General features: G+C 52.4%; 10 protein-coding genes and 1 riboswitch. All 10 genes read right to left on the reverse strand.

The window, feature by feature from the left end:
• Positions 1–6 precede the first annotated feature (6 nt).
• Entirely contained in the window at positions 7–1,266 is a 1,260-nt protein-coding gene (locus tag T320_RS10325; RefSeq protein WP_037355532.1) for a saccharopine dehydrogenase family protein, read from the reverse strand.
• Positions 1,263–2,123, reverse strand: coding sequence for a polyamine aminopropyltransferase (gene speE, locus T320_RS10330; RefSeq protein ID WP_037355533.1), 861 nt, complete (start codon positions 2,121–2,123; stop codon positions 1,263–1,265). The genes T320_RS10325 and speE overlap by 4 nt, the downstream gene beginning before the upstream one ends.
• 48 nt (positions 2,124–2,171) lie before the next feature.
• Entirely contained in the window at positions 2,172–3,629 is a 1,458-nt protein-coding gene (locus T320_RS10335) for an aminotransferase class I/II-fold pyridoxal phosphate-dependent enzyme (protein WP_037355535.1), read from the reverse strand.
• A 230-nt stretch (positions 3,630–3,859) separates the two neighbouring features.
• Positions 3,860–5,074, reverse strand: coding sequence for an L-lactate MFS transporter (locus tag T320_RS10340; protein WP_037355536.1), 1,215 nt, complete (start codon positions 5,072–5,074; stop codon positions 3,860–3,862).
• Positions 5,075–5,156: 82 nt separating this feature from the next.
• A riboswitch (ZMP/ZTP riboswitch) is annotated at positions 5,157–5,239 on the reverse strand.
• 157 nt (positions 5,240–5,396) lie between these two features.
• Positions 5,397–5,654: a hypothetical protein gene (locus T320_RS10345; protein WP_037355538.1), complete on the reverse strand. Its 258-nt coding sequence runs from the start codon at positions 5,652–5,654 to the stop codon at positions 5,397–5,399.
• Positions 5,642–5,770 (reverse strand): hypothetical protein, encoded by a 129-nt coding sequence (locus T320_RS15070; RefSeq protein ID WP_255327094.1) that lies wholly within the window; start codon positions 5,768–5,770, stop codon positions 5,642–5,644. Before T320_RS15070 ends, T320_RS10345 begins: the two co-directional genes overlap by 13 nt.
• 30 nt (positions 5,771–5,800) lie before the next feature.
• Complete coding sequence (dinB, locus tag T320_RS10350) at positions 5,801–7,006, reverse strand: DNA polymerase IV (protein WP_037355540.1); 1,206 nt, start codon at positions 7,004–7,006, stop codon at positions 5,801–5,803.
• Between the two features lie 900 nt (positions 7,007–7,906).
• Complete coding sequence (locus tag T320_RS10355; RefSeq protein ID WP_037355542.1) at positions 7,907–8,704, reverse strand: class I SAM-dependent methyltransferase; 798 nt, start codon at positions 8,702–8,704, stop codon at positions 7,907–7,909.
• A gap of 18 nt (positions 8,705–8,722) precedes the next feature.
• On the reverse strand, positions 8,723–10,666 hold the full coding sequence (mutL, locus tag T320_RS10360; RefSeq protein ID WP_037355544.1) for a DNA mismatch repair endonuclease MutL: 1,944 nt from the start codon (positions 10,664–10,666) through the stop codon (positions 8,723–8,725).
• A complete protein-coding gene (gene mutS / locus T320_RS10365) occupies positions 10,663–13,257 on the reverse strand; it encodes a DNA mismatch repair protein MutS (protein ID WP_037355546.1) in 2,595 nt (864 codons plus the stop codon). Before mutS ends, mutL begins: the two co-directional genes overlap by 4 nt.
• Positions 13,258–13,320: the final 63 nt, after the last annotated feature.

A 13,320-nucleotide genomic window follows, 5' to 3' on the forward strand; every position in this document is an offset into this window, starting at 1 on the left:
CATGCCTTAGTCCACCAGCACCGGATTTTCTTCGACCTTCCAGGGCAGGCCCCATTTGTTGAGGGCTTCCATATACGGGTCTGGGTCGAACTCGTCCGTGGTGAATACGCCGGGCTTTTTCCACTGGCCCGTGGCTACGAGCATAGCACCAATCATCGCGGGAACACCGGTCGTATAGGAGATGGCCTGCGAGCCGACTTCCTTATAGCATTCCTGATGGTCGCAGACATTGTAAATGTAGATGGAGCGTTCCTTGCCGTCCTTCTTGCCCGTAAAGATGCAGCCGATATTCGTTTTGCCCTTCGTGCGCGGGCCAAGAGAAGCCGGGTCGGGCAGCAGCGCTTTGAGGAACTGAATCGGCACGATTTCCTGACCGTTGTAATGAATCGGCGTCGTGGAGAGCATGCCCACATTTTCCAGACAGCGCATATGGTCGAGATAGCTCTGGCCAAAGGTCATAAAGAAGCGGATGCGCTTGACTTCGGGCATATTACGGCCCAAGGCCTCGATTTCCTCATGGTGCAGCAGGTACATATCCTTCTTGCCCACACCTTCGAAGTCGTATTCACGCTTGATGCTCATAGCCGGAATCTCAATCCACTTGCCGTTTTCCATATAGGAGCCAGGGGCGGAAACTTCGCGCAGGTTGATTTCGGGGTTGAAGTTCGTGGCAAAGGGATAGCCATGGTCGCCGCCATTGCAGTCGAGGATATCAATGGTGTCGATGGTGTCAAAGTAATGTTTCTTTGCATAAGCGACAAATACGGAGGTTACGCCCGGGTCAAAACCTGTGCCCAAAAGCGCCGTCAGGCCCGCATTCTTGAACTTGTCCTCATAAGCCCACTGCCAGGAATAGTCAAAATAAGCGGAGAAGCCCAAATCCTTACAGCGCTTTTCATAGATTTTGCGCCATTCCGGGTCTTCCGTATCTTCCGGCTCATAGTTCGCCGTGTCGATATAATCCACGCCGGCAGCCAGGCAGGCATCCATAATGGTGAGGTCCTGATAAGGCAGGGCCACATTGAGCACGGCATCCGGTTTATATTCTTTAATCAGCTTGGTCAGAGCTTCCACATCATCGGCATCAATCTGCGCCGTGGTGATTTTCGTCTTCGTCTGCCCCTGCAATTTTTCCTTCAAGGCATCGCACTTGGAAACCGTGCGGCTGGCAATCATGAGTTCGTCGAATACCTCATCATTCTGACATACCTTATGGATGGCTACACTGGCAACGCCGCCGCAGCCGATAATCATCAATTTGCTCATTTTCTTACTTCCTCCTCTGAAAGAATATCCTCAACATATTTGGGCAGCATAAAAGCCCCCTTATGCAGATGGGTCGTATAATACCAGGTTTTGAGTCCGCGCGCATTCCAGCGCTTGTCATCAAAATCCTTCAACGGATGATATTTCTTGGACGCAAAGCCGAACATCCAAAGCCCAGCCGGACAGGTCGGGATTCCCGCCTGATAAACGCGGCTCACCGGAAAACTCTGATAGGCCTTGCGGTGCATGGCGCGGAATGCTGCCTCATCCTCATCATAGAACGGGCTGCCATGCTGATAGACCATAATGCCGTCATCATGCAGGGCACGGTAACAATTGCCGTAAAACTCGCGCGTAAACAGCCCTTCCGTATGGCCAAAGGGGTCAGTCGAATCGTTGATGATGAGGTCATACTTATCCCGGCAGCGCCGCAAAAAGCGCAGGCCGTCCATGTTCGTAATCTTCACCCGGTCATCATCAAAGCCCTTGGCCGTCTCGGGGAAAAACTCCCGCGAAACCTCGATGAACATTTCGTCCGGCTCCACCACGTCAATGGACTCAATCTCTGGGTACTGGGTCAGGACTTTGGCCACACCGCCGTCGCCGCCGCCGATAATCAGCACATTTTTTACGTGGGGATGAACGGCCATGGGCACATGCACCACCATTTCGTTGTAGATGAATTCATCTGCCTCCGAAAAGATAATTTCGCCATCGAGCACAATCATCCTGCCAAATTCTCGCGATTCAAACACATCAATGCGCTGATATTCACTCTGCTTGGAAAAAAGCTGCTTATCCACCCGCACAGAGGTCTTGACATTTTCCGTATCCATCTGGGAAAACCATATTTCCATGTATCTGCCTCCTTTTGACTGGTCAAACTGACATGTCAAATTGACCGGTCAAATTTCCGTCAAAATGCGCATTTCCTTGCATTCCGGGTCCTGAGTGCCCTGAAGGGAGCAACCCTTTTCCCGGGCGTATTCGATATAGTCCAGGATCTCCTGGGTAATGCGCTCCCCCGGTGTCAGAATGGGAATCCCCGGCGGATAGCACATAAGCATCTCCCCGGCTACCCTGCCTACCGTTTCCTGCAAAGGCAATTTCTCGCCCTGCGCATAGAAGGCCTCCCGGGGACTCATAACCAGCTCCGGCGCAATAAATTCCCCGCAATATAGTTCCTTTTTGTCTGCTGTCGCTGACCGGTCCGCAATATCTTCCAAAGCCCCCACCAGGCGCTCGATATCGCGAATGCGGTCGCCGATGGAAATATAGGCCAGAATATTGCCGATATCCCCGAATTCAATCTGAATATCGTATTCGTCGCGCAGCATATCGTAGACCTCAATGCCCGTCATGCCAATGCCCTGGGTGAATACGGAAAGCTTCGTCACATCAAAGTCAAAGACGCTATCCCCATCGATAAGCTCCCGGCCATAGGCATAGAAGCCGCCGATTTCATTGATTTCCGAACGGGCATACTCCGCCATGGAGCTGACCTTTTCAAAGGACTCTTTGCCATGGAGGGCCAGATTCCGGCGGGACAGGTCAAGGCTGGAAATCAAGAGATACGAAGCACTGGTGGTCTGGGTCAGATTGATAATCTGCTGCACATATTCGGCGTCCACGCCCTTGCCGCAGAGCATGATGGAGCTCTGGGTCAGGCTGCCGCCGGATTTGTGCATGGACACCGCCGCTAAATCCGCCCCGGCTGCCATACCGGAAATGGGCAGATTATCCCCGAAGTAAAGATGGGTGCCATGAGCCTCGTCCACCAGCACCTTCATGCCCGCCTTATGGGCCAAATCCACAATGCCCTTAAGGTCGGAAGCAATGCCGTAATAGGTGGGATTGTTGACAAAGATGGCCTTGGCCTTGGGATGCTGACGGATAGCCCGCTCCACATCCGCCAGCGCCATACCTGTCGCAATGCCAATCTGGTGATTGACCCGCACCGGCACATAAACGGGAATCCCGCCGCAAAGCACCAGGGCATTGATGACGCTTTTATGCACATTGCGCGGCAGCAGGATTTCTTCCCCCGCCCGCACGGTAGCCAGCACCATGGCCTGCACAGCCGAGGTGGTCCCGTGCACCATGAAGAAGGCATGCTGGGCGCCAAAGGCATCCGCCGTCAGTTCCTCTGCTTCCTTGATAACCGAGATGGGATGACTCAAGTTATCCAGCATCTTCATGGAGTTGACATCTACCCCGACGCATTTCTCCCCCAGAAAGTCCACCAGTTCCGGATTGCCCCGGCCCCTTTTATGTCCGGGCACATCAAAAGGAACAACACGCCGTTTGCGCAGCTCTAACATGGCCTCGTAAACCGGCGCCGAATGTTGTTTAATTCGATCCATTTTCCCCTCCAAACATGAATAATCCGATAATTCATACGAATTTATTTTCGTAAAAAAAACCGTCTGGACAAAATTTCTTGGCCCAGACGGTTGGTGTATAGAAGCCATGCAGCACTTGTGGTCATTTCCACTAATCCGTCAGCCCTGCACAGCTTATCATCATTTCGCTATTAGTATATCAATTTCCTTAGGACATTGTCAATGTATCTAATTTGATTGACAGCAATTCATCAATGAACTTCCGGCGTTTGCACCGGCACTGCCTCCGCATTGCCATAGAACTTCAACGCTGTGGCAATGATGAGATTCAGCACGAAGCAAGCTCCGAAGAAGTACAGGGTGTCGGCATAACTATGGGTGTGCTCCCAGAACCAGGCCACGATGGTTGGCCCCACCACACCGGCCATGCCCCAGGCTGTCAGCACCCGGCCATGGATGGCACTGAGCTCCTTGGTGCCAAAGATATCGGAAAGATAGGCCGGCATGCAGGAAAAGCCACCGCCATAGCAGCTGATAATCAGAAACACCAGCATCTGGAACAGCATGGCATCACGGGTGCCTGCCAATAGCCAGAAGGCTGCTGTTTCCAGCGCAAAGAACACCATATAGGTAAGCCCGCGGCCCAAATAATCCGAAAGTGTTGACCAAAGGATGCGCCCGCCGCCATTTAAGAGACCGATAATGCCCACCATGGAAGCTGCCTGTGCCGCATCCATGCCCGTGACCTGCTGGGCCATGGGGGAAGCCACCGCCAACAGACCAATGCCGCAGGTGATATTCACAAAGAATATCCACCAAAGGGCACCGAACTGCCAGGTCTTAATGGCTTCGGCCGCCGTTGCACCATGCTGGAGCTTCTTGACTACAGAACTTCCTTCCGGCAGTACCGGCGGCTGCAGATACATGGCCGACGCGCCAATCAGCACCATATAGACCGTGCCCAGAATCAGGAAATTTTCCACCAAACCGAAGCGAGCCGTCAAATACTGCATCACCGGCCCAGCAAGCAAAGCCGCAAAGCCAAAGCCCATAATGGCGAGCCCCGTGGCAAAGCCGCGGTGATTGGGGAAATACTTGACCAAAGTCGATACCGGCGTAATGTAGCCCACGCCCAAACCAATACCGCCAATCACACCATAAAAGAGATAGAGCAGCGGCAGGCTGTGCAGATAAAAAGCCAGCGCCGTGCCGAACATTCCTGTGCCGAAGAAGGCCATGGACAAAAGACCGCTTTTCTTAGGGCCATGCTTTTCCACAAACCGTCCCAGAAAACCTGCGGACATGCCCAAGAACAGAATAGCCAAAGAAAAGGTCCAGGTCGTTTCCGACAGGGTAAAGCCCATCTCCGCCATAATGGGACGGGTCAGTACACTCCAAGCATAGACGCTGCCAATGGAAATATGAATCCCCACTGCAGCCAGAGCAATCAGCCAACGATTCCGCATGAAAACCATCCTTTCTGCTGTATAAACAGCAACCGAAAAGAGATTTCCGTCCGGCGGGCAAAACAAAAACCGCCTGGACAAAAATCTCTGCCCAGACGGTCGGCCTATCATAACCATGCAGTGCATGTGGTCATTTCCACTAATCCGTCAGCCCTGCATGGCCTGTTTACTTTTGCAATTAGTATATCAGCATCCATAGGATTATGTCAATGGATTTTCTTCTCTTGTCAAAGCGACTGTATAATTGGGAACTATCAGCAAACAAGTAAGCACTACGTAAAACCATATTTTTTTCATGACATGCCCCTTCTTGCTATTCGACCTACTGGCTTTTAAAACAACGATCTAATAATCGACCCAGCAAAATGCAAAATCTTTCACCCCAGGCCACAACCACCACGATAACGACCGACCCAATTACCAGCATTTGCTCCAGATGCGCAAGCTCCACCTTCTGCTCTGGTGTTAGCTTCAATAACATACTGCCCCATTCCAGTCTCCACAGTCCCATACTGTTCACATAGACAAACAAAAGATACTCCAAGACCAGAATCACTACGAGTTTCTTTAGAACAGACACGGCTTTTCCTCCTTTTCCTCTTTCCCCTTTGACAGACCAAACAGGAAATGAGTCACAAAAGCAGGGATACTGCCATCATAGCCAAGATAAAGCAAATCCCGCACGTATTGTACCATATTTTTCGAACAACTTCCACTATTCGCCCATCAGGGCCGCGCCGCCATCTCCTCCACCACCTGATAGAGATAGCCCAGGGCGGAATGCATTTTTTCCAAGGACAAGTCCACGCCATAGCGCTGTTCAAGCTGGCCTATCCCCTGCTCCATGCCGCTCGCCTGTTTCTTGTCCTGCAAATCGGCAAACGAGAGCTGGCGGATATAGTCCTTGCTGAGATTCTGCATGCCCAGACCTATGAGGCGCACCGGCTGGCGCTTTACCTTTCGCAGCAGCTCGACCGCAATTTTGTAAATCTCATAGCCGTCATCGGTACTTTCGCAGGCCTGGGAACGGGTAATGGACTTCATATCCCCATAGGTAATCTTGAGCGTTACCGTCCGGCCATAAAGTCCCCGCTTCTTGAGCCGCTCATCCACATTGCGGGCCAGAATCAGCAGCACATCCTGCAAAAAGGCGAAATTCCGCTGGTCCTTCTGAAAGGTCATTTCCCGGCTCAATGACTTGGCATCGGCGGCATCATAATGAACCACCGGCCGTTCATCCATGCCTAACGCAGAATTGAGGATAAAGCTGCCGTGTTTTGGCCCCAACATTTCCAGCACCTGTTTTGACTTGGCGATGATGTCTTTGACCTTATAAATGCCATAGCCATTTAATTTCTCTGCCGTGCGCTTGCCAATGCCAAAAATCACGCGGATATCCCGCTCGCTAATCAGCTGGCAATACGACTCCCGGTCAGGAATCACAAAAAAGCCGTCCGGCTTCTTCTCCTCGCTGGCAATCTTCGCCGCCGACTTGGAATAGCCGATACCAACGGAACAGGTCAACCCGGTTTCAGCCTTTACCCGGGCTTTTATCAAGAGGCCCAGTTCCTCGGGACTGTGAAAATTCTTTACGGAACGGGTAACATCCAGATAACCTTCATCACAGGCAATGTATTCGGTGACATCTGCATAGGTTTCCCAGATGTGATGAAGTTCGCCGGATATTCGGCGGTATTTTTCATAGTCGCCATGCATAAAGACCGCCTGCGGGCAAAGCCGGTATGCCTCCTTAATATTCATAGCCGAGTGGACGCCAAACTTTCGGGCAATGTAATTGCAGGTGGAGACAACACCGCGCTCATGGGGCATAGCGCCGATAACAACCGGCCGGTTCTTCAGTTTGGGATTGTCCCGGATTTCGACAGAAGCAAAAAATGCATCCATATCCACATGTATGATGACCCGCTTCATAACGACCTCTTTCTTCGCGTATAACTAACTTACACAAAGTGTAACATGAAAGCGCGATTCAGGCAAGGATAATTACACACTGCAACCGTCTCTTTGCAACAATTTCCCCTGCGTAAGCAAGTGATTATGCTCACAGAAAATTTTGCTTGTCGGCAGGAAATCCCAAAGACAGCAACGAATGGTACGACGTCGATGTGCGCAATGTGAGCACCATCATTCTGAACAAGAATGGAACCAACGAATACTATTGATTCGCTTTCGTAAGGAACAATAAGCAGGCAGAAAAGCGGGGCTATGCATAAGTGAGAAGGCACTTATGCATAGCCCCGCTTAGTTCATGATAAAGGTATCCAGTTCATACGTTGTCAGGGGCGAACGGGGAGTAATTTTTCTGTTTTCCGCTAAACGACCCCCTCGCAAAAGAAAGATGTCCAGTTACCTGCGCCGGGCAGGCCAACGGCGCTGCTTTCAGCGTATTTGCTTAGTTGCTTCCTACAGGGGCCGGCCTTCACTTCGTTCAGGCAGTCGCTCCCTACAGAAAAATCACTCCCCGTCCGCCCCAAACTACAGATTATGCAATCGGCGAGAACTCGTTGCTCCCGTTACAAGAACATCGATGTACTTGCCCCGTGTCACTGCGAAAATGCCAACTTATACGGACATTGCTTAGGGTGGAGGTGGTGATGCTTTTCGCCGTGGAACGACTGTCCGAACACAGTGAGGACTGGCCCACAAACGGCATAAACTAAACACTGATATGAATATACGCGCCGCCGGTCTTGCCCGGCGCAGGTAACTAAAAAGCCCATACATTTACTTGTGGGTCATTCAGTGGAACGGCGAAAAGTATTACCACCTCCGCCCCACTGAGCTGTAACCGATTGCATTAAGCTCGCATGGTCACCGCAGCCGCATGACCCCGTACTGCACTTTGCTGTATCGGCCGCCTGCCCGTTCCGTAAATCCCAGCCGGGCAAATTCGCGGCTCTTGCTGGATTCTTTAAGCACCACGCGATGTCTTGCCACGCGACGGGCTTCGGCGATTGTTTCTAAGGTCAGCTGATTTTTATTGGCCACGGGGCGCAAAGGCGCAATGTTCTTGCTTTCCGCGAAGGGATGGCGGAACATGGGGTCAAAGTAGATGACATCCACGGAGTTGTCCGGCTGGGCTTTGAGGTAATCGTAAGCCTCGGTGCAGACGGTTTTCACCCGGCGCATGGCGGCAATCACTGTGTCCGTATCGTTAGTGTAGTTAGCCAAACCATAACCCACCACCGCTTCAATCAGTGGCTGGGATTCCAGGCCCGTAACACTGCCGCTGTCGCCGACCACAGAACTTGCCACAATGGCATCTGCGCCGAAGCCCAATGTGCAGTCAAGCACATCCATGCCCGGCTTTAAGTCCATGGCTTCGGCCATGCGGTCGCCATCACCGAAGCGCAGGTTTTTCAAGCGCAGATGGGCCATATTGGGATGGAAGAAAAGTTCTGCTTCCGGTGTAACGAGGGTCAGCAGTCCTTTTTTTGCCACCAAGGCAAACTTGGCGTCATAACTCTGGCAAAGTTCTGGTATATTCGTGCGCCCGCGTTCGGCGTAGGGAATATTTAACTTCTCTGCCATTTCCCGGGCCAGTTTTTCACTGGGGCGGTTCCATTTGCGGCCAGTGGTCGCTATGGCTGACAATTTATTTTCGTTCAATATCTATCCATCACTTTCTCAAAAGCCAAAGCCTGTCCGCTTGAACATCTTGGCTAAATCTTCACTGCTGAATTTCAAAATCGTCGGGCGTCCATGTGGGCAGGTATATGGAAAGGCCGTTGTCGAGAGCTCATCGAGCAAAATTTCCATCTGCCGCATATTGAGTTCCTCGCCCGCTTTAATCGCTGCCCGGCAGGCAGTTGTCGCCAGGCACGCCTGGCGGATTTCCTTGGCCGTTGTCTCATGCATATTGCCCAAATCCGTCAGGATTTCCCGAATAATATCCTCGGCTTCTCCCACGGGTACATCGGCAGGCACTTCCATCAGGCGGTAGTCAAAGTCGCCTGCCGCCTCCAAATGGAAGCCCAATTTAGCAAAGAGTTCCTTGTTGTCCTCCACCAAGGCTGCTTCTTTGCGGTCAAAGGTCAAAAGCTGATGCACCAAAAGCTGCTGGGAGGGAATGCCATCGGCCATAGCCGAGAGCTTATCAAAGAGAATGCGCTCATGGGCCGCATGCTGGTCGATAATATATAGCCCTTTCAAATCCTGCGCGATGATATAGGTCAAGTCCACCTGCCCAATGGGAATCATGCGCCCCGTATTTTCCACAGGCCGCTCCGCAGTTGACGGGTCAGCAGTTGACATGTCAATTTTTGACGGGTCATTTGACATGTCAGAATTTGACTTGTCAATATTTTGACCATCTGCCACCTCGTCATGGCGCTCAGTCTGCTGATAATGCACCTGCCGCTCCTGCTGCAGCTTAGCCTGCGCTTCGGCAAAGCTTACCGCAGGCTTCACTGCCGGGCGGCTGACTGCTTCATAAATTGTTTTGGGCTGATAGCTGCCGGAATGCACCGGAGCAGCTGGCGCTGTCGGTTCTGGGGAACTGGCGGGCACAAACTGCATGGGCTCCATCGAGTATTCCACTTTGGGCTTTTCCACGACCGCCGCCACTTCCGTGAGATTGCCGGAGCTTGGACGGATGGCGTCTAAGACTGCCTTATAGACGGACTTAAAGATACGGCTTTCGTCCTCGAACTTCATTTCGCTTTTCTGCGGATGGACATTGACATCAATCGTGCGCTGGGGCACTTCGATTTTGAGCACCGTGAAGGGGAAGCCGCTTTTCGGAATCAGCGAGCGGTAGGCATTGTCAATCGCCTTGGCAATGGCGCGGTTCTGAATGATACGGCCGTTGACGATAAAAGTCTGCCAGGTGCGGGAACTTTTGAGCATCGAGGGCTTGGTGATAAAGCCCGAAATTTTCAGGTCTTCGTCCTCCAGATTAAGGGTCAGCAAAGAATCCGCTACCTGCCCGCCATAAATCGCCTGCACGGTATCAAAGAGATTGCCGTTGCCCGGTGTCACCACCGAGGTCTTATTGTTGTTGATAAACTGAAAGGCGATATCGGGACGGGAGAGCGCCAGCTTGATGATGAAATCGTTGATTTTGCCGCCCTCGGTATGGTTGGTCTTGAGGAATTTCTTGCGGGCGGGCGTATTGAAGAACAAATCCTCCACCTTGATGCTCGTGCCCACATTGCAGCCCATTTCGATGATATCCGGCGCCTTGCCGCCGCTGATTTCCACCTTCGTGCCCAAATCACTGCCCGGCTCACGGGTCAGCATGGTAAAACGGGACACGGAAGCAATCGTCGGCAGGGCCTCACCACGGAAGCCCATGGTGGAAATGCTATTGAGGTCCGAAACCTCCTGAATCTTGCTCGTAGCGTGGCGCAGGATGGCCACGGAGGCATCTTCTTTACTCATGCCCTTGCCGTTATCCGTCACCCGCATAAAGGATGTGCCGCCTGCCATGATTTCGACTTCAATGCGAGTTGCCCCCGCATCCATGGCGTTTTCTATCAGTTCTTTAATTACCGATGCCGGACGTTCCACCACTTCGCCGGCGGCGATTTTGTTGATGGTATTATCGTCAAGCACATGAATTTTCGTCATGCCTGTCCTGCCTCCCTTTTCGCCTGCTCCTGCAGTTTATAGAGTTCATTCATGGCCTCGAGTGGGGTCATGGTCATTACATCGAGTGCGAGCAGCTTGTCGCTCAGGCTGTTCGCAAAGAGCGAGCCCATCATATCCATGGAAGCTGGGGCCTGCTTGGTTTCCTGCTTGACATTTTCTGCTGCGGGCACAGCGGTGGCCGCTTCCGACTCGAGTTCAGCGAGAATATCCTCCGCCCGCTTGGTCACGCTCTTGGGAAGACCTGCGAGCCGCGCCACATGGATACCATAGGACTTATCGGCCGCCCCGGGCACAATGCGCCGCAGGAAGGCCACCTGTGTGCCGCGTTCTTTTACGGCTACGCAGTAATTTTTGACGATATCGTCTTCCAAATCCGTGAGTTCATGGTAATGCGTCGCAAAGAGGGTCTTGGCATGAACCTTCTGCTCGATGTGTTCAATCACGGCGCGGGCAATGCTCATACCGTCAAAGGTGCTCGTGCCACGGCCGATTTCGTCGAGAATGACGAGGCTGTTCTTGGTGGCGTATTTGAGTATCTGCGCCACCTCATTCATCTCCACCATAAAGGTACTCTGGCCGCTGACGAGGTCATCGCTGGCGCCGATACGGGTAAAGATTCTATCCACCGGCGAAATCGTTGCTTCCCGCGCGGGAATAAAGCTGCCAATCTGCGCCATCAGTGTAAGGAGCGCTGTCTGCCGCATATAGGTGGATTTACCTGCCATATTCGGCCCGGTAATCAGCATGATTTCGCAGCTGCTATGATTGAGTTTCGTGTCATTGGGCACAAAGAGGTCGCGGGTCAGAATCCGTTCCACGAGCGGATGGCGGCCGTCCTTGATATCAATTTCGCCGTTATTGGCCATGCGCGGCCGTACGTAGTTATAGGCGACAGCGGCTTCGGCCAGGCTCGTGAGCACATCCACGATAGCAATTTCATGGGCCGTGCCCTGAATCTCCGTCAGGCGGCTCTTGATGACCTCGCGCACTTCGGTAAAGAGATTGTACTCGATGCTGACAATCTTTTCCTGTGCGCCGAGAATCTTGGTTTCAAACTCCTTGAGTTCTTCGGTGATATAGCGCTCGGCATTAGCCAAAGTCTGCTTGCGGATATAACGTTCCGGCACCAAATCCGCGCCACTGTGGCGCACTTCGATATAGTAGCCAAACACCTTGTTATAGCCGATTTTGAGCGACTTAATGCCCGTCGCTTCCTTCTCGCGCTCCTCGATTTCCTGCAGCATGGATTTGCTGTCATGGGCAATGCGGCGGTATTCGTCGAGGTCTGCATTGTAGCCATCCTTGATGATGCCCCCGTCACGCAGGGAAATGCCCGGCTCCTCCACAATCGAGCGCTGCAGTAAATCTACCAAATCGTCAAATACATGGATGTTCGTTTGGCAATTCATCAGCACATTAGCCTCTACACTTGCCATCTTATTCTTAATGGCAGGCAGGCTCATCAAGGAGATTTTGAGGGCGATAAGGTCGCGGGCGTTAGCCGTGCCCACCTCAATGCGCGTAAGCAAACGCTCAAAGTCGTGAATATCCTTGCAAGCTTCCCTAAGCCCCCCACGCAGGGCAAAGTCCTTCGTGAGTTCTTCCACCGCATCCAAGCGCTGATTGATGGGCAGGATATTCAAGAGCGGATATTCGAGCCATTTTTTCAGCAGGCGGCTGCCCATGGCGGTGTTGGTGAAATCGAGCACATCGAGCAGGGTATCCTTCTTGCCTCCGTCCCGCAGATTGCGCGTGATTTCGAGGTTCCGCAGGGTATAGGTGTCAATGACGAGATTTTCCGAAGCATCAAGAAAGCTCAGCTGATTAAGATGCGTCAAATCCGTCATCACCGTGTCATGGAGGTAATCCAAGAGGGTTGCCACCGCTTCCTTGGCCCCCTCGTCACTTGGCCGCACATCAGCGGCGAAATGCTCGATAATCCGGTCCTCCACCGCCGGAGAGATTTCTTCAATCATGGTATAGGAGGTTGCGGGCAGGCGCAAATCCGTAAATTCCTTGAGGCTTGCCATAAAGGAGGGCTTGCCCACCACCAGAAGCTCCGGCATAGCCAGACGGTAAAGCTCGTCGTAGAGCATCTGCTCTCGGCTGCCGCCGCCATAGATGCCATAGAAACATTCCCCGGTGGAAATATCGGCGCCCGCTAATATAATATGTTCGCCCTTTTCATAGACAAGGGCAATATAGTTGTTGGCCGAGTCCTTGAGCGCGGATTCAGACAGTACCGTCCCCGGCGTGATAACCTTGATGATTTCGCGCTTGGTCAGGCCCTTGGCCTTGGGGTCGCCAATCTGTTCGGCAATGGCCACCTTGTAGCCGCGGCTCACGAGTTTATTGATATAGCCTTCGGCCGCATGATAGGGCACGCCGCACATGGGCGCCTTATCCGTATTGCCGCTGCGGCTTGTAAGCGTCAGGCTCAGTTCCTTGGACACAATGCGGGCATCATCAAAGAACATTTCGTAAAAATCACCCAAACGGAAAAAGAGAATGGCCTCGGGATGCTGTTCCTTGGTGGCCAGATATTGCTGCATCATGGGTGTTAATTCCATGTAAGCACTGCACCTCCACTAAAATTGATAAAATAACGGCAGAAGCTCCCTCGCCTGAGGGAG

This window comes from Selenomonas sp. FC4001 (genome assembly GCF_000701565.1).
Taxonomy (GTDB): domain Bacteria; phylum Bacillota; class Negativicutes; order Selenomonadales; family Selenomonadaceae; genus Selenomonas_A; species Selenomonas_A ruminantium_B.